Annotated in this window: 24 protein-coding genes; 13 read left to right on the forward strand and 11 right to left on the reverse strand. The window is 65.7% G+C overall.

Translation table 11 applies throughout. The features are described 5' to 3' along the window. Positions 1–16 precede the first annotated feature (16 nt). Positions 17–412 (forward strand): DUF4149 domain-containing protein, encoded by a 396-nt coding sequence (locus F3H35_RS01990; protein ID WP_149777976.1) that lies wholly within the window; start codon positions 17–19, stop codon positions 410–412. A 22-nt stretch (positions 413–434) separates the two neighbouring features. Here the strand turns inward: F3H35_RS01990 and speB are convergent, their stop codons facing one another. From speB to F3H35_RS02010, 4 genes are all read right to left on the reverse strand, one after another. Further along, positions 435–1406 carry an agmatinase gene (gene speB, locus F3H35_RS01995; protein ID WP_149777977.1) on the reverse strand — a complete coding sequence of 324 codons (972 nt, stop codon included), beginning with the start codon at positions 1404–1406 and terminating at the stop codon, positions 435–437. Further along, on the reverse strand, positions 1403–2254 hold the full coding sequence (locus tag F3H35_RS02000; protein ID WP_149777978.1) for a C40 family peptidase: 852 nt from the start codon (positions 2252–2254) through the stop codon (positions 1403–1405). Before F3H35_RS02000 ends, speB begins: the two co-directional genes overlap by 4 nt. After that, positions 2251–3630 (reverse strand): leucyl aminopeptidase family protein, encoded by a 1380-nt coding sequence (locus F3H35_RS02005; RefSeq protein WP_149777979.1) that lies wholly within the window; start codon positions 3628–3630, stop codon positions 2251–2253. Before F3H35_RS02005 ends, F3H35_RS02000 begins: the two co-directional genes overlap by 4 nt. A gap of 68 nt (positions 3631–3698) precedes the next feature. Next, positions 3699–4100: a hypothetical protein gene (locus F3H35_RS02010; RefSeq protein WP_149778371.1), complete on the reverse strand. Its 402-nt coding sequence runs from the start codon at positions 4098–4100 to the stop codon at positions 3699–3701. Positions 4101–4232: 132 nt separating this feature from the next. On the opposite strand from F3H35_RS02010, the gene F3H35_RS02015 reads away from it, so the two are divergent. After that, entirely contained in the window at positions 4233–4883 is a 651-nt protein-coding gene (locus F3H35_RS02015; protein WP_149778372.1) for a carbonic anhydrase, read from the forward strand. Positions 4884–4921: 38 nt separating this feature from the next. Here the strand turns inward: F3H35_RS02015 and F3H35_RS02020 are convergent, their stop codons facing one another. Together F3H35_RS02020 and F3H35_RS02025 are read right to left on the reverse strand one after the other, a co-directional pair. Then, positions 4922–5521 (reverse strand): pyridoxamine 5'-phosphate oxidase family protein, encoded by a 600-nt coding sequence (locus F3H35_RS02020; RefSeq protein ID WP_149777980.1) that lies wholly within the window; start codon positions 5519–5521, stop codon positions 4922–4924. A gap of 41 nt (positions 5522–5562) precedes the next feature. After that, entirely contained in the window at positions 5563–7200 is a 1638-nt protein-coding gene (locus tag F3H35_RS02025) for a mucoidy inhibitor MuiA family protein (protein WP_149777981.1), read from the reverse strand. Positions 7201–7474: 274 nt separating this feature from the next. Between F3H35_RS02025 and F3H35_RS02030 the strand changes: the two genes are divergently transcribed. Continuing rightward, a complete protein-coding gene (locus F3H35_RS02030) occupies positions 7475–7990 on the forward strand; it encodes a hypothetical protein (protein ID WP_149777982.1) in 516 nt (171 codons plus the stop codon). Between the two features lie 3 nt (positions 7991–7993). Here the strand turns inward: F3H35_RS02030 and F3H35_RS02035 are convergent, their stop codons facing one another. The 3 genes from F3H35_RS02035 to F3H35_RS02045 form a co-directional block, all read right to left on the reverse strand. Beyond that, positions 7994–9016 (reverse strand): aspartate-semialdehyde dehydrogenase, encoded by a 1023-nt coding sequence (locus F3H35_RS02035; protein ID WP_149777983.1) that lies wholly within the window; start codon positions 9014–9016, stop codon positions 7994–7996. 77 nt (positions 9017–9093) lie between these two features. Then, on the reverse strand, positions 9094–10269 hold the full coding sequence (locus F3H35_RS02040) for an MFS transporter (protein ID WP_149777984.1): 1176 nt from the start codon (positions 10267–10269) through the stop codon (positions 9094–9096). Between the two features lie 124 nt (positions 10270–10393). After that, positions 10394–11317: a histone deacetylase family protein gene (locus tag F3H35_RS02045; RefSeq protein ID WP_149777985.1), complete on the reverse strand. Its 924-nt coding sequence runs from the start codon at positions 11315–11317 to the stop codon at positions 10394–10396. A gap of 100 nt (positions 11318–11417) precedes the next feature. On the opposite strand from F3H35_RS02045, the gene F3H35_RS02050 reads away from it, so the two are divergent. The 10 genes from F3H35_RS02050 to F3H35_RS02095 all read left to right on the forward strand — a co-directional run bounded on the left by F3H35_RS02050 (position 11418) and on the right by F3H35_RS02095 (position 23639). Beyond that, positions 11418–12767 (forward strand): mechanosensitive ion channel family protein, encoded by a 1350-nt coding sequence (locus F3H35_RS02050; protein ID WP_149778373.1) that lies wholly within the window; start codon positions 11418–11420, stop codon positions 12765–12767. Positions 12768–12950: 183 nt separating this feature from the next. Then, entirely contained in the window at positions 12951–13316 is a 366-nt protein-coding gene (rsfS, locus tag F3H35_RS02055) for a ribosome silencing factor (RefSeq protein WP_149777986.1), read from the forward strand. Then, positions 13317–13787, forward strand: a complete 471-nt coding sequence (gene rlmH / locus F3H35_RS02060; protein ID WP_007816234.1) for a 23S rRNA (pseudouridine(1915)-N(3))-methyltransferase RlmH — start codon at positions 13317–13319, stop codon at positions 13785–13787. A gap of 216 nt (positions 13788–14003) precedes the next feature. Then, a complete protein-coding gene (gene gpmI, locus F3H35_RS02065; protein WP_149777987.1) occupies positions 14004–15521 on the forward strand; it encodes a 2,3-bisphosphoglycerate-independent phosphoglycerate mutase in 1518 nt (505 codons plus the stop codon). Further along, positions 15518–16648: a murein hydrolase activator EnvC family protein gene (locus F3H35_RS02070; protein ID WP_149777988.1), complete on the forward strand. Its 1131-nt coding sequence runs from the start codon at positions 15518–15520 to the stop codon at positions 16646–16648. The genes gpmI and F3H35_RS02070 overlap by 4 nt, the downstream gene beginning before the upstream one ends. A 3-nt stretch (positions 16649–16651) precedes the next feature. Next, the gene (locus F3H35_RS02075) at positions 16652–17989 is read left to right on the forward strand and encodes a S41 family peptidase (RefSeq protein ID WP_149777989.1); all 1338 of its coding nucleotides are present in this window, start codon (positions 16652–16654) and stop codon (positions 17987–17989) included. A 121-nt stretch (positions 17990–18110) separates the two neighbouring features. After that, positions 18111–18605, forward strand: coding sequence for an RNA pyrophosphohydrolase (locus tag F3H35_RS02080; protein WP_149777990.1), 495 nt, complete (start codon positions 18111–18113; stop codon positions 18603–18605). Then, positions 18602–19096, forward strand: a complete 495-nt coding sequence (locus F3H35_RS02085) for a hypothetical protein (RefSeq protein WP_149777991.1) — start codon at positions 18602–18604, stop codon at positions 19094–19096. Before F3H35_RS02080 ends, F3H35_RS02085 begins: the two co-directional genes overlap by 4 nt. A gap of 182 nt (positions 19097–19278) precedes the next feature. Then, positions 19279–22167: an error-prone DNA polymerase gene (locus F3H35_RS02090; RefSeq protein ID WP_149777992.1), complete on the forward strand. Its 2889-nt coding sequence runs from the start codon at positions 19279–19281 to the stop codon at positions 22165–22167. Positions 22168–22238: 71 nt separating this feature from the next. Next, positions 22239–23639 (forward strand): helix-turn-helix domain-containing protein, encoded by a 1401-nt coding sequence (locus F3H35_RS02095; protein ID WP_007816219.1) that lies wholly within the window; start codon positions 22239–22241, stop codon positions 23637–23639. Between the two features lie 78 nt (positions 23640–23717). Here the strand turns inward: F3H35_RS02095 and F3H35_RS02100 are convergent, their stop codons facing one another. Together F3H35_RS02100 and betA are read right to left on the reverse strand one after the other, a co-directional pair. Next, entirely contained in the window at positions 23718–23954 is a 237-nt protein-coding gene (locus F3H35_RS02100) for a YdcH family protein (protein WP_149777993.1), read from the reverse strand. Between the two features lie 120 nt (positions 23955–24074). Beyond that, positions 24075–25733 (reverse strand): choline dehydrogenase, encoded by a 1659-nt coding sequence (betA, locus tag F3H35_RS02105; RefSeq protein WP_149777994.1) that lies wholly within the window; start codon positions 25731–25733, stop codon positions 24075–24077. Positions 25734–25749 lie beyond the last annotated feature (16 nt).

Genomic DNA, 25749 nt, shown 5'->3' on the forward strand with positions numbered 1-25749 from the left:
CACGGAGGACACCCCCATGGAGATCGCCGCCCTTCTGATCACCGCGCTGCTGTTCGGCGGCATGGTGCTTTATGCCTTCGGCTTCGCCGCCTTCGTCTTCAGCGCGTTGCCGAGCGAGACGGCGGGACCGCTGATCCGAAAAGCCTTTCCGCATTTCTATCTGTTCGTGCTGGCCTGCGCCACGTTGGCGGCGGTGCTGCTGGCGCTGAACGATCTTCTGGGCGCAGGGATCATGGCGGCGATCGTTCTGAGCACGATCTATGCAAGGCAGATCCTGATGCCCGCGATCAATGCCGCCACCGATGCCGGGGAAAAGCGCCGCTTCAAATGGCTGCACGGCCTGTCCGTCGCGATCACGCTGGCCCATATCGGCGGGGCTGCGGTGGTTCTGGTGCGGCTGGCGGGCGCCTGAGGCCCCCGCCCACCATTCCGGCCTAGCGGGAAGCGGCGATGCGGGCCGCCATCACGCAGATCAACTCGAACATGATCGACACGCCCAGAAACGCCGTGCCGCCCGATGGATCGAAGGGCGGAGAGACCTCGACCATGTCGGCGCCGACGATATCGAGCCCCTCGAGCGCACGCACCACCTGCAGCGCCTGATAGGAGTTCGGCCCGCCCACTTCGGGGGTGCCGGTGCCGGGGGCGAAGGTGGGATCGACGAAGTCGATATCGTAGCTCACATAGGTGGCGCCATCGCCCACGATCTCGCGGGCTTCGGCCATCACGTCCTCGACGCCACGGGCGTGGAACTCTTCGATCAGGATGAGGCGGATGCCGTTGGCGGCGGCGAAATCGCGATCTTCGGTGTCATACATCGTGCCGCGCAAGCCGATCTGGACGACACGCCGCGGGTCCAGAAGGCCCTCTTCCACCGCGCGGCGGAAGGGGGTGCCATGGGTATACATCGTGCCGCCGAAATACGAATGGTACAGGTCCGTATGGCTGTCGAAATGGACCATGCCCAGAGGCGCGTCCCTCGCCAAAGCGCGCAGGATTGGCAGCGAGGACAGGTGATCGCCGCCCGCCGTCATCGGGATGATCCCGGCGGACTTGATCCCGTCGTAAAAGGCGGTGATCCGGGTCATCGAGTCGATGATGTCGGCGGGGTTCGGCCCGACATCGCCCAGATCGGCGCAATTCACCGTCTCGAACGGGCGCATCCCGCTGGTGGGGTGCTGCGCGCGGATCATCGTCGAGGCATCGCGCAACTGACGGGGGCCGTGGCGCGGACCGGGGCGGTTGGTGGTGCCCGAATCCCAGGGCACCCCGATCAGGCCGATATCGACATCGGCGAAGCGGTCATGCCCCGGCGCCACATGGGGCAACCGCATGAAGCTGGGCACCCCGGCAAAGCGCGGCAGATCGAGCCCCGAAACGGGATGAAAGAAGGCGTCCGACATCATGATCCTCCAAGTCGTTTGCGCGCGGTCACCGGGCCATCGCCCTGCGCCGCGATCCTGTCGATGGCCTGTGCCAGCGGCTCGTATGCCACGGCCATGTGATACGCGTTGGCATGCAGCAGCGTGTCTGCGTCCGACATCCAGCCGACATGGCCTTTCCAGAACAACAGATCGCCGCGCCGCAGGGGCGCATCGCCGGGCAGGGGCTGACCCAGCTCGGCGGCCTGCATGTCGCTGTCGCCGGGGCAGGTGATGCCGCAGGCCAGGCAGGCCAGCTGCACCAGCCCCGAACAGTCGATGCCCATGGCCGAGTTTCCGCCCCACAGATAGGGCGTGCCGATCAACCGTTCGGCCACGCTGACCGGATCTTCCTCGGGGGTGTCCACCGGGCGCAGATGCACGCGCGGCACATGGAGCGGCCCCTGCGGTGTCATGAGGCGGGACCAGCGCCCCTCCTGCCCCGAGACATGGACCCGCGCGCCGAGGCTGAGGGCCAGGCACTCGGTCCCGGTCTTGAAATCCGCAGCACTCAGCGCCTGCGTCATCCGCACCGACACCACATGCGTCACGGGAAGCGAGGGGCGGGCCAGCGCCGCGCTTGCGATATAGCCGGCATAGCCATCGCGCAGCGCATAGCCGAACACATGGCCGCCCCTCTCTTCGAGCAGGCGGACACCGTCGCCATAGACCAGTTCGCGCGTCCGCGCGCCCCCCGGCGCGTCCAGGATCGCGGCGGTGGGCCGGATCACCTGACGGTCCTCGCCCTCGACGAAGAGATCGGCCGCGACCTGACCGACAAGGGCTGCGTCGGCGACGCGCCCGTTGGAATGGAGGCGCCGGCGGTCGGTCACAGCTTGAGCACGTCCGGCAGCGCCGCAAGCAGCGCGCGCGCGCCCATGCCGACACCGCCCTTGGGGCGGGCGGGCGCGGGCGTCGCGTTCCATCCGTAGATGTCGAAATGGGCATAGCGCCCGGTTCCGGCGAAGCGGCGCAGGAACAGCGCCGCTGTGATCGCCCCGGCAAAGCCGCCCGAGGGCGCGTTGTCGAGATCTGCGATGCCCGGCTCGATCATCGCCTCGTAAGGCGTATGGAAGGGCAGACGCCAGACCGGATCGGCCACCTGCGCCGCCGCCTGATCCAATGCCTGCGAGAGCGCCGCGTCATCGGTGAAATAGGGCGAGAGATCAGGGCCGGCCGCCACGCGCGCGGCCCCGGTCAGGGTGGCCATCGACACCATCAGGTCAGGCGTTTCCTCGGCGGCGTAGGACAGGGCATCGGCCAGCACCAGACGGCCTTCGGCATCGGTGTTGTTGATCTCGACCGTCAGGCCATTGCGCGCGGTGAGGATATCACCGGGCCGGAAGGCGCTGCCCGAGACGGCGTTTTCCACCGCCGGGACCAGCACGCGCAACTGCAGGGGCAGGCGCAGATCCATGATCATCTGCGCCAGTCCCAGCACGGTGGCAGCCCCACCCATGTCCTTTTTCATCAACCCCATGCTGGAGCCGGGCTTGAGGTTCAGCCCGCCCGTGTCGAAACACACGCCCTTGCCCACCAGCGTCAGCTTGGGCCCGCTGTCGCCCCACCGCATGTCGATCAGCCGCGGTGCCCGCGCCGAGGCACGGCCCACCGTGTGGATCATCGGGAAGTTCCGATCCAGCAGCGCCTCGCCCCGGATCACGTCGATCGACGCGCCATGGCGGGTGGCAAGCGTGGCACAGGCGCCTTCCAGTTCCGCCGGTCCCATATCCGATGCGGGAATGTTGATGAGATCGCGGGTCAGCGCCTCACCGGCGGCGATGGATTCGATCCGGGCGGCATCCACACCCTCGGGGGCGATCAGCCGCGCGGTGCTGTGCTTTTGCGCGCGGTAGCGGTCGAAGCTGTAATGCGACAAGAGCCAGCCAAGCGATTCCTCGGCGGCGCGCACAGGATCAAGCCCGTGCAGGGCATAGGTGCCTTCGGGAAGTTGCGCGGCCGCCCCCGCCAGATGGAAGCGGCCCCGCGCGCGCGTCTCGGGCGTGCCGTAGCCCGCCAGCGCCATGGCGATGCCGCCCTGCCCATCGGGGATCAGGACCACGCTGCCAAGCTGGGCCGCAAACCCCGTGGCGCGCACCCAACGGGTGACCGTGTCGGGCTGGTCGGCCAGCCAATCGTCAAGCCCGCTCTGCTCGATCACATGCAGGGCAATGGCCGCCGCATCGGCGGGGGCGAATGTCAGGTCCATGGGGCGCGTCCCTTTGTCGTTTGGTCTTTTGCCGCCAGCCTATCCGCCCTGTCGCCGCCTGCAAGCGGTCATATGCTCAGATCGCGGATATCCCACATTTCGCCGAGGCAGGTTTCACCGATCCGCAAGAGCCGCGCCAGCGTCGCCGCCAAGGCGACCGGATCGCCATCGTCGATACAGGCGGTCACATGGCCCGCGACACGCGCCAGTTTGCCCATGCCGATCTGATCGGAGATCGCAATCAGGCTGCGCACCGTGCGGCGCATGTCGGCCAGCCGCCCCTCGCGGTGGCAGCGTTCGGCATGCGACAGGCGCACTGCCACTTCCTCGAGCGCGCGGCAGATCACGTTTTCGGCCGCCGCCTCGCCCAATTGGGACACCAGCGCATCCAGACGGTCGCAATCCAGCCGAACGGTTTCGGCCTGTTTCAGTAAGGTCACTTGTTCCAAAGTCTCACCCCGGTCTTGCATCGCTCCCACGCGACAAAGGGCAGAATGACGGGCCAAGGTTCCCAAATGCTTTAGACGGAGTGATATTCTCTCTCGAATTCGCAGCGAATTGCCACTATCAGGGCCTGCAAGACCCAAATCCGAGTGACGACGATGGAACACGCCCGCCCCCTGCCCACCTATCTGGTGCATCGCTACCATGGCTGGAAAGCGACCGCCTATGCCGAGAACCAGGCCTGGTATCGCAGACTGGCGGAAGACGGGCAGCACCCGCGGGCGATGATGATATCGTGCTGTGACAGCCGTGTGCATGTCACCTCGATCTTCGGGGCCGATCAGGGCGAGTTCTTCATTCACCGCAATATCGCCAATCTGGTGCCGCCGCACAAACCCGACGGGCAGCAGCACGGCACCTCGGCGGCGGTGGAATACGCGGTCACCGCGCTGAAGGTGGCGCATGTGATCGTGATGGGCCATTCCAATTGCGGCGGCGTGCAGGGCTGTCTGGACATGTGCACCGGCAAGGCGCCCGCGCTGGAGGAGAAGTCCAGCTTCGTGGGCCGCTGGATGGACATCCTGCGCCCCGGCTATGAGCGGGTCAGGGACATCGCCGACGAAAGCCAGCAGCGCAGCGCACTGGAAAAAGAGGCGGTCGTCGTCTCGCTGGAAAACCTCATGACCTTTCCCTTCGTGGCCGAGGCGGTGAAGGCGGGCACACTGACGTTGCATGGCCTGTGGCACGAGATCGGCGAAGGTGGCGTCGAGCAATACAGCCACAGCACGGGCGGCTTCGTTCCGATCTGAAGCGGTGGTCGCGCCGTCAACAAGCGATCCACAAGAGATCAATAGAGCGTGCGCCGATACCCCGCCTCGACCGCCTGTTGCGAGAGATCCTCGGGGGCGATGCCCACCTGATCGCGCAGGATTTCATTGAGCGTCGCCACGGGCCGGTCTGAGGGCCAGCTGTCAGGCGCCCAGAGACCGGCGCGCATCGGCGCCTTGCCGCAATGCAGATAGGCCTCGTCGATGCGCACGCGCAGCACGGTTTTCGGCACCCGGCCCCTGAGCGCGCAGCGCGCGCACAGATCGGCATCGTCATGGATCGTGGCATGGCCATTGACCCGAAGGGTTTCATCCACCGACGGGATCAGGAAGATCAGCGCCACCTGCGGATGGCGCAGGATGTTCAGAAGCCCGTCCAGCCGGTTGTTGCCGGGACGGTCGGGGATCAGCAGGTGCCGATCGTCCTCGATCTGCACGAACCCCGCCGGATCGCCCTTGGGCGAGACATCGAGCGTCGTCCCGTCGCTGGTCCCAAGCACCATGAACGGAGAGCCGCCGACAAAGGCGCGGCAATGGCTGTCAAGCCGGTCCAGCACCTTGACGGCGGCGCGTGGGCTGACCGCGCCATAAAGCGCGCGCAAGCGGTCTTCGGTCATCATCGGGCGATCCTTTCGGCATGGTCTTGCACTGGCGCGGACATTCAGCGCAGCAGCTTTCCTTCGGGCCATTCCAGCGTGTAGTCCAGAACGATCTCCTGCGTGGCGGCGGGCTCCAGCGTGAAGCGCCATTCCAGCACGCCGCGCTTGCCGTCCACATCCTGTCCGGCGGGGCGCGGCGCGGCGGTCCATTCGATCTCAAGCTCCTGCTGTTCGGAATAGGGCACCCTGTCGAGCACGCGCAGCGGCCACGGCTCGGCGGTCAGGTTCTCGACCTCGATCCGGATGGTTTCCTCGAGCGCATTGGAGGCGGTGAACACCCCGCGCCCGCCCTCTTCGCGCGACGGGATCATGCGGGTGAGGCGCAAACCGTCGATGGGGCCAAACGACAGTTCGGCCTCGGCACCCGCCGGGATCATCGCGATCGGGCGCTGGCCCACGAACCGTTCACCAAGATAGAAGCGCGCCTCGTCGGTGGGCAGGATCACCTCGCGGGGGTCATTGGTGAAGCCAGCCATCAGAAAGGCGCGGTCATCCAGAAGCGGCACGGCGCGGGCGATGGGATCGGCGGGCCGTTCGATCAGCCCAAGATCCACGCGCACCCGGTCCGCCCCCGACGCGACCGAGACCGTGCCGGGATAGACATAGCGCACCGACAGCCCGTCGAACTCGGGCGCAGCCTGTGTGACCATGGCAGGGGCCGGGGCGGCCAGCGCCTCGGCCTGCGGAGCGGCGCTGTCGAATGACGCCTCGGCACCGCGCGACAGGGTCTTGGGCTGCATCTGATCGGGATCGAAGACCCGGCGCAGCCAGGGCCAGATCTCGGAGGGGGCGGTCTGCTCGGACGGGCGGCTGGTGGACAGGGTCAGCGCCACATCCTGCCAGTTCTCTCCGGTGGATTGCTGCAGGAATGCGCCGCGCGCGATGCTCAGACGCGCAGCGTCACGGTCGAGCCGAAAATCATAGGCCGGCTGCCAGCCCGCATCGGGCACCGTGTAGGCCACCCGCACCACGCCTTGCGTCTCGGCATCGGCGGTGATCGCGACGGCCAGCATGGCGCGCGCGGCATCCTGAGGCACCAGCGCGCGCAGGGCGGCGCGGGCCTCCTCCAGATCATCGCGCAGATCGGTCAGCCCGCGGTCGGCGGCATCGGCGCGCTGGCGGGCCTCGAGCGCGGCCTGCCGCGCGGCCAGCCCCTCTTGTCCGATCATCGTGACCAGATCGCGCAGCGCGGCGGGGTCCATCCCCGCCAACGCCCGGGATGTGCCCAGCTGATCCAGAAAGGCCACGCGCGCCACGGCCGCCTCTTCTTCGAGGCGAATCGCCTCGACCCCGGCTTCGGCATCGCGCAACGCGGCCTCCAGACGCGCGACCTCGGCGCGGGCCGCTTGCAGGGCCGCGGTCTCCTCGGCGGTGCGGGGCGGCACGTAATCATCGCGCAGCGCGATGTCGTTGAGCTGTGCCCCCTCGACCGAGACGCGCACCGACGACAGCGGGACCGAGACCGGCAGATCGGTGAGGATCAGCCGGTGGCTGCCCTCCGGCGCGGCAAAACCTGCCTCGCGGATGACGGTGCCGCCCTGCGGATAGAGCGTGACATCGGCGACCCGGCTGGTGACGGGGATATCCTCGGCCCATGCAAGGACGGGGGCGACAATCAAAAGGCAGGCAAGGGCGCGCATGGGGACACCTCCTCGGGGTCTCGGGATCGCTGTGGAGCTCGGCCGACTATCCCCCCGCGATGCGCCGGATGGCAAGGGCGCTGTGCCACGGGACGCGGATTCATGCTTTGCCAAAGCGGTCCGACTTTGACCTGAGGCATCGGCCAAAGGCGGACCGCGCGCAACGATGGAACAAAGCACGGCATGTCGCGAAAATCCATGATCCAGGTTTTTCGCGAAACGCTTTGCTAACCATGATGCGGCAGTCTGGCGGAATATTGCGGGATGAGGCGTCATGCTGGAACGGATCGAGATGAAAATGCATGTCGACATGCTGCGCGCGGCCAGCGCGCTGGCACGGCAGCGCGACGTGACGGTGGGGCAACTGGTGCGCGATCTTCTGGCGCGGGAAATCACGCGCGCCCATGCGAGACCGCCCATCAGGGCGGATGAACGGCTTGTCGCCCCCTTGCGGGCGCGCCTCGCGGACGATCTCGCCCATGCGGCGGGGTGGGAAGACCTGCAGGCGCGGCTGCGCGCCAAGGGCTATGTCCTGCGCGCCTCTGGCGGCGGGCTGGCGCTTCATGACTGGCCCGGCGACAGGCGCATCTGCAAGGCGTCCGAACTGGGGTTCAGCTATGCGCGGCTGATGCGCCGCTTCGGTGCGCCCTTCCCCGACCATCCGCATAGCCACCTGATCGCCCGGCACCTGACCCAAGCCGGCAGCGCGCCCCATCCCCAAGCGCGAACCGAAACGGGCGCCCCCGACGGGACGCCCGATACCGATATCGACGTGATCGAACCGTGCTGAGGATCAGCCCTTTTTCAGCACCCGCTTGCCAAGGGTCTCGGCGATCTGCACCGCGTTGAGCGCTGCCCCCTTGCGCAGGTTGTCGCTGACGCACCACAGGTTGAGACCATTCTCGATCGTGGTGTCCTGACGGATGCGGCTGATGAAGGTGGCGAAATCGCCGACGCATTCCACCGGCGTCACGTAGCCGCCGCTTTCGCGCTTGTCGATCACCATGATCCCCGGCGCCTCGCGCAGGATGTCGCGCGCCTCGTCCTCGTCCAGAAACTCTTCGAATTCGAGGTTGATCGCCTCGGAATGACCGACGAAAACCGGCACCCGCACACAGGTCGCGGTGACCTTGATCGAGGGATCGACGATCTTCTTGGTCTCGGCGACCATTTTCCATTCTTCCTTGGTCGAGCCGTCTTCCATGAAGACGTCGATATGCGGAATGACGTTGAACGCGATCTGCTTCTGGAAGGTCTTGGGCGGCACTTCGGAGGTGGGGTTGTAGACCGCCTTGGTCTGATCCCACAGCTCGTCGATGCCGTCCTTGCCGGCACCCGACACCGACTGATAGGTGCTGACCACCACGCGCTTGATGCGCGCACGGTCATGCAGGGGCTTGAGCGCCACGACCATCTGCGCGGTCGAGCAGTTGGGGTTGGCGATGATGTTCTTCTTGGCATAGCCGTCCACCGCCTCGGGATTGACCTCGGGCACGACCAGCGGCACGTCCGGGTCATAGCGATAGAGCGACGAGTTATCGATCACCACGCAGCCCGCCGCGGCGGCTTTCGGCGCATGGATCTTGGTCGCGTCCGAGCCGATAGCAAAAAGCGCGATATCCCAGCCGGTGAAATCGAACGCGTCGAGATCCTTGGTCTTGAGGGTCTGGTCGCCAAAGCTCACCTCGGTTCCAAGCGAACGGCGCGAGGCAAGTGCCGCGATCTCGTCCACCGGGAACTGGCGCTCGGCCAGGATGTTCAGCATTTCGCGGCCCACATTGCCCGTGGCGCCCACGACGACGACCTTGTACCCCATTTTTCAATCTCCGGATTCACAAGAGGTTTCGGAGCCGGGGACATATACGCTTCCCCGGGTGATTGAAAGGGGGCGCGTCAGCTTCGGTTGTCGCGACTGGCGAGATAGATCAGCGTCCCAGCCAGATGCACGAGGCCGAAAAACCCGAAGAGCAGCACATAGCCCGCGACGGGATCGCCTGCGGCCTGCCCCGCCGCATGAACCGGCCCGGAGACGAATTGCGCCACCCCCACGCCACCGATCCCGAAGAGGTTCAGAAGCGTGACGCCCCGCCCCGCCAGATGCGCCGGAAAGAAGGTGCGCGCATGGGCGATCAGCACCGGGAAAGAGGCGCCGAAAAAGCCCATCGCGGCACATAGCGCGATCGACAGCACAACGCCCTGCCCGACCACCGCCGCCAGCGCCAGCGCCGCCCCGGCCGCAAACAGGTTTCCGGTGAAGATCACCCATTTATGGGTGCCGAAGATGCGGTCCAGCGGGCCATAGCAGAGCGTGCCGCAGATCATCGCCACGCCCATCACCAGCGTCGCCTGACCGATCTGCGCCGTGCTCAGCGCAAAGACATCGCCGAGATAGGGCCCCATCCACAAGCCCCGCACCGCCGCCGAGGGCGCATAGCCCACGAACATCAGCGGAAAGATCGCCCATAAGGCCGGCATCCGCAGCAGATCCAGCAGCGAGCCTTTTGTGTCCCCCTCGGCCGCGGGCGGATCGCGCACGAAGACCGCAAGCCCAACGGCCACCGCCGCCGACACCAGCGCGAGCCCGCCCAGCGCGGCGCGCCAGCCCATCGTCTCGGCCGCCAGCGCCATCGGATAGGAGGCCACGAGATTGCCCACCGACCCCACCCCCAGCATCAGCGCCGCCAGCGTGGCGAAGCGCGCCGGCGCGAATTGCCGCGCGAAGATGTAATAGGACGCCATCAGCACGGGCGAACAGCCCACCCCGATCAGCAGCATCGCGATATTGATATGGGCCGGCCCCTGCGCCAGCGCAAAGACCGCCGCCCCGCCACCGCCGCCCACCAGCAACAGAACCGAAGCCGTGCGCCGCGGGCCGATCCGGTCCAGCGCCCAGCCCACCGGCAATTGCATCGCGGCGAAAGCGATGAACCAAAGCCCCGAGGCAAAGGCCAGATCGTCGGGACGCGCGCCGATATCACGCTCGAGCAAGGGGCTGAGAACGGCGAGAAACGCCCGGAAAAACTGGCTCAGAACATACGCGAGGCACAACAGGCCAAGTCCGGCGCGCATGGTGTCATCCTTTTCAGAAGGCCGCAGATCGGCGGTGTTCGGGCGGCATCAGTGGCACTTTGCCGCGCCGGAGGCAAGACCGGGCGACATGCTCGGCGCCCCCGGCCAGACCGGCCCCGAAGGATCAGCCGCGCGCGATCAGCACATCGACATGCGCCGCGGCACTGGCGGCCAGCGCCTGCAGATCGTAGCCCCCTTCCAGACAGGACACCACGCGCCCGCCGCAATGGGCCTGTGCCAGATCGCAGAGCCGCCCGGTGACCCACTCGAAATCGGCCTCGGTCAGGTTCAGCTCGGCCAGCGGATCGGCATGATGCGCATCGAACCCCGCCGAGATCAGGATCAGCTCGGGCGCGAACGCCTCGATCGCGGGAAAGACCTGTGCCTCATAGGCGGCGCGAAACACCGCCCCGTCGCTGCGCGGCGCAAGCGGCAGGTTCAGAACATTGCCATGCGCGCCCGTCTCGTCCGGGGTGCCGGTGCCGGGCCAGAGCGGCGACTGGTGCGAGGACACGAAGAGGCTGCGCGCCTCGGACCACAGAAGATCCTGTGTCCCGTTGCCGTGATGCACATCGAAATCCACCACCGCGACACGGGATAGCCCGTGACGCTCCATCGCGTGCCGCGCGGCGATGGCCACCGTGCCGAACAGGCAAAACCCCATGGTGCGCTCGGTTTCGGCATGATGTCCGGGCGGGCGGGTCGCGACAAAGGCGTTGCCCGCCTGACCGCCCAGCACCGCATCCACCGCCGCCAGCGCACCGCCCACACCGCGCAGCGCCGCGTCAAGCGAGCCGGGCGACATCCAGGTATCGGCATCGAGCTGCACAACGCCCTCGTCGGGCACGGCGGCGCGCACCCGGTCGATATGGGACTGCGGATGGCACAGGCGCAGATCATCCTCCGAGGCAAGCGGCGCCTCGGCCCGCATCAGATCGCGCCCCTCCAGCGCGGCCAGGACATGGCTCAGCCGCGCCACCTGTTCGGGGTGGCCCTGCGGCGTGAGATGATCCAGGCAATCGGTATGGGTGAAAAGCGCGGTGGTCATGACAGTCTCCCTCTGGTCTGGCGCGAAAATGACCGTGCTTGGGGGGGCTTGTCCAGAGCAGGCTTGCCGCCCACCCTTGGCGCGTGCCACTCTGAAGGCGATGGAACCCGAAACGCTTCAGGCACCACAAGAGATCGCGATGGGCCTCAGGGATCAGGCCTGGGCGCTGATCGAACACCTCATGCGGCCCTCCAACACCCATCAGGTGGCGATCGTGCTGGGTCTGTTGATCCTGGCGCATGTTCTGGCCAAGCTTTTGGGGCCATATGTCTATGAATGGATGCGCAGCCGCGAAGGCTGGCCCAAATGGCGGATGCGGTTTCTGGTTCTGATGCATCGGCGCCTGCGGCTGATCCTGTTCGTGCTGATGATCTGGCCGCTGGTCTTCGTGATGAAACTGACCACATGGCCAAGCCGCTCCTACCTGCTGTCGATTGCGGGCGAACTGGCGCTGGCATGGCTGCTGATCGCGCTCATCACGCGGTTCATCCTGAACGGGTTCCTGCGCGCGGTGGTGCGCTATGCCGCCTGGACATGGGTGACGCTTCGCATTCTGGGCCTGACCGACGAGGCGCGCGGCCTGCTGGACAGCGCCGCCATACAGCTGTCGGGGATGCGCCTGTCGCTGTGGATGGTGCTGCAGGCGGTCGCGGTGGTCGCCATCCTGCTGTTCGTGGCGCGTTTCGTGTCTCGCGTGACCTCGGCCCAGATCCGCCGCAACGACGAGATTTCGCCCTCGATGCAGGTGCTGGCCGTCAAGCTGCTGCAGGTCAGTCTTTATGGCGCGGCCTTCTTCATCGGGCTGCGCGCCGTGGGCGTGGACCTCACCGGGCTTGCGGTGCTGTCGGGCGCCATTGGCGTGGGGCTTGGCTTTGGTCTGCAGAAGGTGGTGTCGAACCTTGTGTCGGGCGTGATCCTGCTGCTGGATCGGTCTATCAAGCCCGGCGACGTGATTTCGCTTGGCGAGACCTTCGGCTGGATCAACAGCCTTGGGGCCCGCTATGTGTCGATCACCACCCGCGATGGCCGCGAATACCTCATTCCGAACGAGGATCTGATTACCGGACAGGTGGTGAACTGGTCGCATTCGGATGAATACGTGCGGCTGGATATCCATTTCGGCACCGCCTATTCCGACGATCCCCACAAGGTCCGGCGCATCGCCGTGGAGGCCGCAAAGAGCGTGGACCGCGTGCTCGAGTTCAAGCCGCCCGTCTGCCATATCGTGGGCTTCGGCGACAGCAGTGTGGATTACATCCTGCGCTTCTGGATCAGGGACCCGACGGCTGGGCTGACCAATATCCGGGGCAATGTCTTTCTGGCGCTGTGGGATGCGTTCCGCGACAACGGAATCTCGATCCCGTTCCCGCAACGCGAGGTGAAACTTCTCGAAGGGTCCGAGCTGGCGACGACCACCGCGCCCGGCCGCCCGGACGGACCCCCGGACTGACCCCGGCAGGCACCGCTTGGCCGATGCACCCGGCCCTGCAAGGCATTCATTGAAATATCCCGCGTCTGTTGCTAGATTTGGCTTATGCCCGGCACCGGGGTTCAACGGTGTGCAACGAAGGAGGACCATGTCCTGTCTTTTACGGCTGATGCGGCTGGAGCCGCTGAACAAGGGGGGCCTATCATGGCGCCCATCATGGATGTGACAAGCGAAGCACAGCTCGACCGCATCCTGACCTCACTTGACGATGACAAGGCCGAAGATGTCGTGCAGATCGATCTGCGCGGAAAATCGGCCATGTGCGACTACATGGTGATCTGCTCGGGCCGGTCATCGCGTCAGGTCTCGTCGATCGCCGAAAAGCTGGCCGAACGCCTCAAGCAGGAGTTCGGGATATCCAGCAAGATCGAAGGCAAGGAAACCGGTGACTGGGTGCTGATCGACACGGGCGACGTTGTCGTGCATGTCTTCCGCCCCGAAGTGCGCGACTTCTACCAGCTCGAGAAAATGTGGCTGCCCACGCGGGCCGCTGCCACTGCAGACAGCTGAATGCGCGTCCATATCTGCGCGGTGGGCCGGATGAAAACCGGCCCGGAACGCGCATTGATCGACGATTACCAGACCCGATTCGACAGAACGGGCCGGCCCTTGGGGCTTGGCCCGCTTCAGCTGCATGAGGTCGAGGACCGCAAGGGCGGCGGGATGGAGGCCGAAGCGGCGCTTCTGGACCGCAGCCTGCCCAAGGGTGCGCTCTGCGCGGTGCTGGACGAACGCGGTCAGGTGATGCCCTCGCCGGATTTTGCCGATCTGCTGGCGCGCTGGCGCGACGAGGGGCGCGGCGATGTGGCCTTCGTGATCGGCGGTGCCGATGGTCTGGACCCCGCGCTGCGCCAGCGGGCGGATTTCAGCCTGTCCTTCGGCAAGATGGTCTGGCCGCATATGCTGGTGCGGGTGATGTTGGCCGAGCAGCTTTATCGCGCGGCCTCCATTCTGGCGGGCAGCCCTTATCACCGGGCCTGACAGGGTCCGCGCAACGCGCGCCGCATTAATCGCGGTTATCCCGCGCAGGAGCACCGACGCGATACCGACGTTATACCGACACGATACCGAGGGCCGCAGCTTGGCTTTTCCCCAGTGATTTAACCCGATTCGCGCCCGGCGCGGCTTTTCGGCGCTTCACCCCGCCGCCCACAACCGCTAGAACGCCCACAAGTGGGCAAAAGCAGGCAAGAGACCATGAGTAGCGCAAAACCCGTTGTCCTGTGCATTCTCGACGGCTGGGGCCTCTCCGACCGGACCGAGGCCAACGCGCCCGTTCTGGCCGATACGCCGAATTTCGACCGGCTGATGCAGACCTGCCCGCATGCCACCCTGATCACCCATGGCCCCGATGTGGGCTTGCCCACCGGGCAGATGGGCAATTCCGAAGTCGGTCATACAAACATTGGCGCAGGCCGCGTGGTGGCGATGGACCTGGGCCAGATCGACCTTGCGATCGAGGATGGAAGTTTCTTTGAAAACAAGTCCTTGAAGGATTTCATCGCACGGCTGAAAGCCTCGGGCGGGACGGCGCACCTGATGGGGCTGGTGTCGGATGGCGGGGTGCATGGGCATCTCGATCACATCCTCGCCGCGACCCGCACGATTGCCGAGGCCGGTGTGCCTGTGGCCCTGCACGCCATCACCGACGGGCGCGACGTGCTGCCCAAATCCGCCCGCGGCTTTCTGGAACGGCTCGAGTCCGAAATGGCCCCGGGCGTCCGGATCGCCACGGTGATCGGGCGCTATTTCGCGCTGGACCGGGACAATCGCTGGGACCGCGTGCAGGAAGCCTATGAGGCGATGATCCACGCCAGGGGCGCGCGCGCCCGCACCGCCCGCACCGCCGTGACCAACGCCTATGCCCGCTCGGAAACCGACGAATTCGTGACACCCACCGTGATCGGCGACTATGCCGGGGCACAGGATGGCGACGGCTTTTTTTGCTTGAATTTCAGGGCAGATCGCGCCCGCGAAATCCTGTGTGCGCTGGCCCAGCCGGGCTTTGACGCCTTCGATCCGGGCACCCGTCCCGATTGGGCGGCCCTCTTGGGCATGGTCGAATATTCCGACCTGCACAACACCTTCATGCAGACCGTGTTCCCCGCGCGAGAGATCGTCAACACGCTCGGAGAATGGGTCGCCAAACAGGGCAAGCGGCAGTTTCATCTGGCCGAAACCGAGAAATATCCCCATGTCACCTTCTTCCTGAACGGCGGCAAGGAAGCCCCCGAACCCGGCGAAGACCGCTACATGGCGCCGTCTCCCAAGGTGGCCACCTACGACCTGCAACCTGAAATGAGCGCTGCCGAAGTTACCGACCATCTGGTTGCGGCCATCGCCGAGGGCTACGATCTGATCGTGGTCAACTACGCCAATCCCGATATGGTCGGGCATACCGGCGATCTTGCGGCGGCGATGGCGGCCTGCGAGGCGGTGGATCGTGGTCTGGGGCGGGTTCTGGAGGCGCTCGAGACCCATGGCGGTGCGATGATCGTGACCGCAGATCATGGCAATTGCGAGGTCATGGTCGATCCCGAGTCCGGAGGGCCGCATACCGCGCATACGCTGAACCCGGTGCCGGTCATCCTTGTGGGCGGACCGCAGGAGGCACGGCTCGGCAAGGGACGGCTGGCCGATCTGGCGCCCACGATCCTCCAGCTGATGGGCCTGCCAAAACCTGAAGAAATGACCGGAAAGAGCCTTTTGTCATGAGGTGGCTTGCGGCGCTGGCATGGGTTTTCGTGGCCGGTGGCGCCTTGGCCCAGACCGATCCCGCCGACGCGGCGCGCGCCGCAGCCCAACGTCTTGCAGAGGCCAGCGAGATGCTGGAAGCGGCCGATGGCGCACGCAACCGGGTCAAGGCACTGACCGAGACCATCCAGGCCTATCAGGACGGTTTGCAGGCAATGCGCGAAGGGCTGCGCCGGGCCGCGATCCGCGAAGAAACCCTGAGCCGCGACCTGCAATCGCGCGAAGACGAGGTGGCCCAGCTTCTGGGTGTGCTGATGGCCATGGGCGACACGCCCGCACCGGTCCTCTTGCTGCATCCGTCAGGGCCGGTGGGCACGGCACGCTCGGGGATGATCGTGGCGGAAGTGACACCGGCCCTCAATGCCCGCGCCGCCGATCTGCGCCAGACACTGGAAGAGGTGACCATCCTGCGCGCGCTGCAGCAAAGCGCCGTCAACACGCTGCGCGACGGTCTGGAAGGGGTGCAGGAGGCGCGCACGGCCCTGAGCAAGGCGATTGCCGATCGCACCGATCTGCCGCGGCGGTTTACCGAAGACCCGCTCAAGACCGCCTTGCTGATCGCCTCGACCGAGACGCTGGAGGGGTTCGCCAGCGGCTTGAACGAGATTGCCCAGGACGAGGTGCCCGGAAGCCTGCCGGGGATCGAGGACCGCAAGGGGCAACTCAACCTGCCGGTGGATGGCCGCATCCTGCGCCGCGCCGGAGAGGCCGACGCCGCCGGAATCACCCGTCCCGGGATCGTGATGGTGACGCGGCCTCAGGCCCTGGTCACCGCGCCCACCGCCGCGACGGTGCGCTATCGCGGTCCGCTGCTGGATTACGGAAACGTGATTATTCTGGAACCCCAGGCCGGAATTTTGCTGGTGCTTGCCGGTCTCGACGTGGTCTATGGTGAAGCCGGACAGGTTCTCCCGGGGGGCAGCCCGGTTGGCCTGATGGGCGGAGCGACCGATATGGATGATGTGATCCTGACCGGGACCGGTCAGGAGACGGGTGCCAGACAGACGGAAACGCTCTATATTGAAGTGAGAGAAAACAACACTCCGGTAAATCCTCTGGAGTGGTTCAGGACAGACAAGGATGACTGATTGATGAAGAAATTCCTTATGGCCGCCGCTGCCGGAACGCTGGCCGGGATCGTTGTGACCACCCAGGTGGCCGCCCCCCTGCTGGCCCAGGAAGCGGAAAAACAGACCAATGTGTACGAGCAGCTGGACCTGTTCGGCGACATATTCGAGCGTATCCGCTCGCAATATGTCGAAGAGGTGGACGAGGGCGAGCTGATCGAGGCGGCCATCAACGGCATGCTGACCTCGCTCGATCCGCATTCGAGCTATCTGTCGCCGCAGGATGCCGCCGACATGCGCGTGCAGACCCGTGGCGAATTCGGCGGCCTTGGCATCGAGGTCACGCAGGAAGACGGTTTCGTCAAGGTCGTCTCGCCGATGGACGGCACGCCCGCGGACAATGCCGGGATCGAGGCCGGGGATTTCATCACCCATGTCGACGGCGAAAGTGTTCTGGGACTGACGCTGGATGAGGCGGTCGACATGATGCGCGGCCCGGTCGGCAGCGAGATCATCATCACCGTGGTGCGCGAAGGCGAGGCGGAACCGTTCGACGTGTCGATCATCCGCGACACGATCACCCTCACCGCCGTGCGCTCGCGGACCGAGCAGAACGCAGTCATCCTGCGCGTCACCACCTTCAACGATCAGACCTACAAGAACCTCGAGGAGGGTCTTGCCGAACAGATCGAAGCAGCCGGCGGCGCCGACAAGGTCAGTGGCATCGTGCTGGACCTGCGCAACAATCCCGGCGGCCTGCTGACCCAGGCGATCAAGGTGTCGGATGCGTTCCTCGACAAGGGCGAGATCGTGAGCACACGCAGCCGCGATCCCCAGGATGGCGAGCGCTTCAACGCCACGGCGGGCGATCTGGCCAATGGCAAGCCGATTGTCGTGCTGATCAACGGCGGCTCCGCTTCGGCCTCCGAGATCGTGGCCGGCGCGCTGCAGGATCATCACCGCGCGATCGTCGTGGGCACGAAAAGCTTCGGCAAGGGGTCGGTCCAGACGGTCATGCCCCTGCGCGGCGATGGCGCCATGCGGTTGACCACAGCGCGCTACTACACGCCGTCGGGCAGGTCGATTCAGGCGCTTGGCGTCTCGCCGGACATCGTCGTGGAACAGCCGCGCCGCAGCCCCGACACCGAAGAGACCGAGGAAAATCCCCGCGGCACGCGCTTCGAGGCCGATTTGCGCGGGCGTCTGGACAATGACAGCCTGTCCGAGGACGAGCGCAAGCAGATCGAAGAGGAGCGCGCCCGCGCCGAAGCTTCGGCCAAGCTGCGCGAGGACGACTATCAACTGGCCTATGCCATCGACATCCTCAAAGGTCTGGCCACACTGGGCGGCCCGGCACAGTAAGCCGCCGCTGATGTCCAATGATCCGCCCGCCGGCCCCCCGGCGGGCGGTTTGCGTTACGCCCCCGCTTGACCCGCAGCCCGCGGTTTCGCAAAAGTGGCGCCCGAAATGAAAGGCCCGGATATGACACCCGAAGACATCGCCCGCCTGCCCTATCGCCGCAATGTGGGCGTCATGCTGGTCAACGAGAAAGGCCACGCCTTTGTCGGCCAGCGCATCGACCGCCAGCCGCATGATCCGCCCGCATGGCAGATGCCGCAGGGCGGCGTAGATGCCGGAGAGGACCCGCGCGAGGCGGCCTTGCGCGAATTGGAGGAAGAAACCGGCGTCACCCGCGATCTGGTCACCATCGAGGCCGAGACCGATGACTGGCTGCTCTACGAGTTGCCGCACGAGCTTGTGCCGCGCCTGTGGAAAGGGCAGTTCCGGGGCCAGGAGCAGAAATGGTTCCTGCTGCGCTTTCATGGCACCGACGATCAGGTGCGGATCGACGCCGACGATCATCAGGAATTCTCGGAATGGCGCTGGATGGCGCCCGAAGAGCTGCTGGACAATATCGTGCCCTTCAAGCGCGGCGTCTATGAACGGGTCTTGGCGGCCTTCGGGGACCGGCTATGATCCGCGGGCTGGCGGGGCTGGCGCTGCTGACGGCGATGGCCGGTCCGGCGCTGGCTCTGTCCTGCCTGCCGCATGACATCGCGCGCACCTATGCCGAGGCCGATCAGGCCGAAGAGGCCTATGTCATCGTGCGCGGGGTTCTGGTGTTCGACCAAACGGCGCTGCCGGTGGCCGACATGGACCGCCAGCACGAGACCCCGCCAAACACCGCCATCCCCGCGCAGCTTACAGGGCAGGCTCTGACGCGGGACGGCTTCACCCTGCCCTTCGACCAGCCCATCACGCTGAACGCGCAATGCTTTGGCCCGTGGTGCGCCGGGGCGCGTTCGGGGATCGAATATCTGGGATTTCTGGAACAGACCGGCGAGGGCTATGGTCTGACCGTCACGCCCTGCGGCGGTTTCGGCTTTCCCGAGCCATCGGAAAAAACGCTGGAGCGGGTGCAGAGCTGTTTTCGCGGTGGCCCCTGCGCGCCCGAAACCTTTCACTGAAACCTTTCACTAAAGCGTTCCGCCTTTGACCTGAGGCATCAGCGACAGGCGGAACGCGTGCAACGATTGAACGGAGCACTGCATTTCGCGAAACGCTTCAAGAAGATGAGCGGCTGAAAGGCTGGGATGAGACAGATCAGGACTCGCAAAAGAACAAAACGTGAATATAATCTTGTCCTGTCATGTTTGCCGAGCTGTCCATCACATCGAATTTCACCTTTCTCACCGGGGCATCGCACCCTGAGGAGTATGTGCAGCGTGCCGCCTGTCTGGGTCTGCCCGCCATCGCCATCGCCGATGACAATTCGGTGGCGGGGATCGTGCGCGCCCATGCCGCCGCCCGCGAAATCGGCCGACAGGTGGCCGAGCGGCAAGCGCTTGAAGCGCGTGACGGCCCCATCGGCCCGCCCGCCCCGGAAGGGCTGACTGCTGACGGGCCGGACTGGGCCAATATCCCCCGCCTGATTCCCGCCGCGCGGCTGTGCCTGACCGAGGGCGTGACCCTGACAGCCCTGCCGCAAGACCGCACCGGTTGGGCCAGTCTGTGCCGGTTGCTGACCACAGGCAGACGACGCGCGGAAAAAGGCGCCTGCCATCTGACGCTGGACGATGTGCTGCAGGGCGCCGAGGGGCTGGAATTGCTGCTGCACCCGCCCGGCCCGGCGCAGGCCGCCGACTGGCTGGCACAGGCGCGGCGGCTGGTCGGTCGGCTGGGGGCGCGGATGCATCTGCTGATGGCACCGGAATATGACGGGCAGGATTCTGCGCGCTTCGACAGGCTGACCAAGCTGGCGGACCGGCTGGGCCTGCCGGCCCTGGCCTCGGCCTGTCCGAGGATGCATCACGGGCGGCGGCGCAAGTTGGCCGATGTGATGACCGCGATCCGCCAGGGGGTGCGGGTGGACGAGCTGGGCCGGGCGGCGCTGGCCAATGCCGAGTGCCGCCTGCGCAGCGAGGCCGAGATGCTGCGGCTGTTCGCCGGGCACGAGGCCGCGGTGCATCGGGCCGGTGAGGTCGCCGCACGGTTGGCCTTTTCGCTGGACGAGCTGCGCTACGAATATCCCAGCGAGGTGGCGCACGGCGAAACCCCCGCCGAGCGTCTGCGGCGGCTCGCGCTGAAGGGGTTGGACTGGCGCTATCCGCATGGGGCGAGCGACAAGGTCCGCGCGATGCTGGAGCATGAACTGACCCTGATCGGCAAGCTGGGATACGAGCCCTATTTCCTGACCGTGCATGATGTGGTGGCCTTTGCGCGGTCCCGCGACATCCTGTGTCAGGGGCGCGGATCGGCAGCCAATTCGGTGGTCTGCTATTGTCTTGGCGTCACCTCGGTCAGCCCCGAGATCGGCACCATGGTCTTCGAGAGATTCGTCTCGGAGGCGCGCAACGAGCCGCCCGATATCGACGTGGATTTCGAACATGAGCGCCGCGAAGAGGTGATCCAGTGGATCTATGACCGCTATGGGCGACAGCGCGCGGGGTTATGCGCCACGGTGATCCATTATCGCGGCAAGCGCGCCATCCGCGAGGTGGGCCGCGCCATGGGGCTCAGTCAGGACACCATATCGGCGCTGTCCTCGCAGCTCTGGGGGTTCTTTTCCTCGGGGCAGGTGGCGCGCGACCGGATGCGCGAGATCGGCCTTGATCCCGATGACCGCCGCCTGCGCCAGACCATGGAACTGGTCGACGAGATCGAGGGCTTTCCCCGGCATCTGTCGCAGCATGTCGGCGGCTTCGTCATCACCGAAGGACGGCTGGACGAGTTGGTGCCGATCGAGAACGCCAGCATGGCCGAGCGCACCGTGATCTGCTGGGACAAGGACGATATCGACACGCTTGGCATCCTGAAGGTGGATGTCCTCAGCCTCGGGATGCTCACCTGCATCCGCAAGGCCTTTGAGCTGCTGGCCCGGCATCACGGACAGGAGCATACGCTGGCCACCCTGCCGCCCGAGGATCCGCGCGTCTATGACATGCTGTGCCGTGCCGACAGCGTGGGCGTGTTTCAGGTGGAAAGCCGCGCGCAGATGAATTTCCTGCCTCGCATGCGGCCACGCTGTTTCTATGATCTGGTGATCGAGGTGGCGATCATCCGCCCCGGTCCCATTCAGGGCGACATGGTCCATCCCTATATCCGCCGCCGCAACGGCGAGGAGCAGGTCTCGTTCCCGTCAGACGCCTTGGGCGCCGTTCTGGGCAAGACGCTTGGCGTGCCGCTGTTTCAGGAACAGGCGATGCAGATCGCGATCACCGGCGCGGGGTTTTCCCCGGACGAGGCCGACCGCCTGCGGCGCAGCCTTGCCACGTTCAAGAAACACGGCAGCGTCAGCGAATTCCGCGACCGGTTCCTGCGCGGGATGAAGCGCAACGGCTACGACATGGACTTCGCCGAGCGCTGCTTTTCGCAGATCGAGGGCTTTGGCAGCTACGGTTTTCCCGAAAGCCATGCCGCCAGTTTCGCGCTGCTGGTCTATGCCAGCGCATGGATCAAGTGCCACCACCCCGGGATCTTCGCCTGTGCGCTGCTGAATTCGCAACCGATGGGCTTTTACGCCCCGGCCCAGATCGTGCGCGATGCGCGCGAGCACGGGGTCACGGTGCGCCCGGTCTGCATCAACGCCAGCTATTGGGACAATGTGATGGAACCCGATGGCAATGGCGGGCTGGCGCTGCGTCTGGGGTTTCGGCAGGTCAAGGGGCTGGCCGAGGAGGACGCCGCATGGATCACCGGCGCACGCGGCAACGGATATCTTCAGGTGCGCGATGTCTGGCGCCGGGCCGGTGTGCCGCCCGCCACCGTCACCCGGCTGGCCGAAGCCGATGCCTTCGCCGGGCTGGGGCTTGGCCGGCGTGAGGCCCTGTGGGAGGCCAAGGCGCTGGCCGGTGACCGGCCGCTGCCGCTTTTCGCAGGCGACATGGATGGCGAAGGGCTGAACGAACCCGCCGCCCACCTGCCCGCCATGACCTTGGGCGAGGAGGTGGTCGAGGATTACGTCGCGATGCGCCTGTCGCTCAAGGCCCATCCGCTGGCGCTGCTGCGCAACGCTCTGACCCCGCCCGGCGCGGGCTGATCCCTCTTGCGCGGATCGCTTTGCAAACCTAACCTGCCGGGAACGCAAAGCTGCAAATCCCGGAGACCAGGATGCCCACGCAAAAGCTGTATGCCGGGGCCAAACTGCGCGAGACGCGTCAGCGGCTCGGCCTCACGCAGAAGGATTTCGCCACGAAGCTGGGTGTATCGCTGCCCTATCTGAACCAGATGGAGAACAACAACCGGCCGGTCAGCACCACGGTGGTTCTGGCACTGGCGCAGGAGTTCGGTTTCGACGTGACCGAGCTGAGCACCGGGGATGCGGAACGCATGGTCAGCGACATGCGCGAGGCGCTGGCCGATCCGGTCTTTGCCGATGATCCGCCGCCGCTGGCCGATCTGCGGCTGACCGCCTCGAACGCGCCGGCCCTTGCGCGCGCCTTTCTGGAACTGCACCGCGCCTATCGACAGACCCATGAGCGGCTGGCCAGTCTGGACGAGGCTCTTGGCCGCGAGGATTCGCGCACCCAGCCAAGCCCATGGGACGAGGTGCGCGATTTCTTCCATTACTGCGACAATTACATCGACGCGATGGACCGCGCCGCCGAACGCTTTGCGCTCCCCGACGGCGCCCGGCGGCCTGTGCGCGACATCGCGACCGAAAAACTGGCGGGGCTTGGCATCACCGTCTCCGAGGTCGATAGCGGCAAATTGCGGCTCTTCGATCGCGAGGCCAAGGTGCTCTATCTTTCCTCGCATACCGAGCCACAGACACGCACCTTCCAGATGCTTCTACAGGTCGCGCTTCTGACGCAGGACAAGCTGCTGGAGGCGACGCTCGATCTGGCGCGGTTCCAATCGGACGCGGCCCGTGCCATCGCCAAGATCGGGCTGGCCAATTACTTTGCCGGCGCAGCGCTCATGCCCTATGGCCCGTTCCTGCAGGCGGCACAGGACACGCGGCACGATCTGGAGATTCTGGCGAACCGGTTCGGCGCATCCATCGAACAGGTCTGCCACCGGCTTTCCACCCTGCAGCGCCCCGGCGCCAAGGGCATCCCGTTCTTTTTCGTGCGCGTCGATCAGGCCGGCACCATCACCAAGCGCCATTCCGCCACACGCCTGCAATTCGCCCGCTTCGGCGGCGCCTGCCCCTTGTGGAACGTGCATCGCGCCTTCGAGACGCCGGGTCGCTTCCTGCGGCAGCTGGCCGAAACGCCGGACGGGGTGCGCTATATCAGCCTTGCGCGCGATGTCAGCAAACCGGGGGGCAGTTTCGGCGCACCGGTGCGCCGCTTTGCCATTGCGCTTGGCTGCGAGGTGAAACATGCCGATGCGCTGGTCTATGCCGATGATCTGGACCTGACCAACGCCCGCGCCTTTGAGCCGATCGGGATTTCCTGCCGCATCTGCGAGCGGACCGACTGCCATCAACGCTCGGTGCCGCCGTTGGAAAGACGGCTTCAGGTGATGCCCGACGAACGCGATGTGCTGCCCTACAGGGTGGGCTGACCGCATGGAAAAGCGGCCGGCAGGGCCGACCGCTTCGAGTGCCAGGGGATGTGTCGTCTCGTCTGCGGTGTCGTCCCGTCAGGCCGACAGCATCTGATAGATCTCATCCTTCAGCGCGGCGCGCTTCTTGCGCATCTCTACCTCGACCAGTTCGGCCACCGGTTCGACATTGGTCTCGGCGCGGTGAACCTTGCGATTGAGGTCGTGATATTCCTCGGCCAACCGTGCGAAATGCGCATCGGATTGCTTGAGCGCCGAGATTTTCTCGGCCTTGTCGGGAAATTCCTCATGCAGTTCGTGCGGGGTGTGAGACATATGGATGCGCTCCTTTTCCTGATATGCGCTCCACGATACGCACAGCGCCCCCGCAGCGGCCTTGACACGGATCAAGCCAGACCACGCAACCGGGCGATTTTTCGACTTGGGCGAGACGCTTTAGCGCTGCGAGGTCCGCCAATCGGGATGCATCCAAGGCTCTGAATTGTCGGGCGCCAGAGGCGGGAGGCCCAGGACGTGATCGGCCACCTTTTCCCCCACCAGAATCGACGGCGCATTGAGATTGCCATTGGTGATCCGGGGAAAGATGCTGCTGTCGGCCACGCGCAGACCTTCCACGCCGATCACCCGCGCCTCGTTGTCGACCACGGCTCCCGCATCGTCACGCCGCCCCATGCGGCAGGTGCCACAGGGATGATAGGCGCTTTCGGCATGCTCGCGGATGAAGCCATCAAGCTCATCATCGCTCCGGACATCGGCGCCGGGCTGGATCTCGTGCCGCGCATAGGGCGCGAACGCCTGCTGCGCGAATATCTCGCGGGTCAGTCGGATGCAGGTGCGGAAATCACGCCAGTCGTCTTCATGACTCATGTAGTTGAAGCGGATCACCGGATCGTCGCCGGGATCGGCGCTGCGCAAGGTGACCGCCCCGCGCGACGGGCTGCGCATCGGGCCGACATGCGCCTGAAAGCCGTGCCCTTCGGCGGCGGCCTGACCGTCATAGCGCACGGCGATCGGCAGGAAATGGAACTGCACATCGGGGTAGTCCACACCGGCACGCGACCGGATGAAGCCGCAGCTTTCGAACTGGTTCGATGCCCCCGGCCCTTGTTTGTTCAACAGCCAATTGGCCCCGACCCATGCCTTGCCGAAGAGATTCCAATATTTGTAAAGGCTCACCGGCTGACTGGCCGCCATCTGGATATAGAGCTCAAGGTGGTCCTGCAGGTTCGCACCGACACCGGGCCTGTCCGCGACCAATTCAATGCCATGCTCGGCCAGATGCGCACCCGGCCCGATCCCCGACAGCATCAGCAGCTTGGGAGAGTTGATCGAGGACGCCGCAAGGATCACTTCGGCGCGCGCACGCACAACTTCGCGGCGGCCCTTGATGATCGCCTCGACCCCGGTGGCGCGGCCATTCTCGATCACCACCTTCTGCACCAGACCGCGCAGCAGATCGCAGTTCTCGCGCTTGAGCGCCGGCTTGAGATAGGCATTCGCCGCCGACCAGCGCTGGCCTTTCCAGACGGTCATCTCGAACGGGCCGAAGCCTTCCTGCTTGGCGCCGTTGTAATCATCGGTCAGCTGATAACCGGCCTGCCCGCCTGCCTCGATGAAGGCGCGGGTCAACGGATTGGCCATGCGCCCGCGCCCGACATGCAAGGGGCCATGCTGACCGCGCCATGAAGGATCGCCGCCATGGCCGCCATCATCCCAGGATTCGAGCCGCTTGAAATAGGGCAGCACATCGGCATAGCCCCAGCCCTCGGCGCCCTGATCGCGCCAGTGATCGTAATCGCAGGCATGACCGCGCACATAGACCATGCCGTTGATGCTGCTGGAGCCACCGATCACCTTGCCGCGTGGGCAGGCCAGACGGCGACCGTTGAGATGCGGCTCGGGTTCCGTGCGATAACCCCAGTCATAGCGCTTCATGTTCATCGGATAGCTCAGAGCGCCGGGCATCTGGATGAACGGCCCCGCATCGGTGCCGCCATGTTCGATCACCAGAACGGATTTGCCGGCCTCGCTCAGCCGATAGGCCATGGCGCATCCCGCGCTGCCCGCTCCGACGATGACGTAATCGGCTTCCATGGTGGTTGTCTCCGTG

The sequence above is a fragment of the Roseovarius litoreus genome (genome assembly GCF_900142765.1).
Lineage (GTDB): Bacteria > Pseudomonadota > Alphaproteobacteria > Rhodobacterales > Rhodobacteraceae > Roseovarius > Roseovarius litoreus.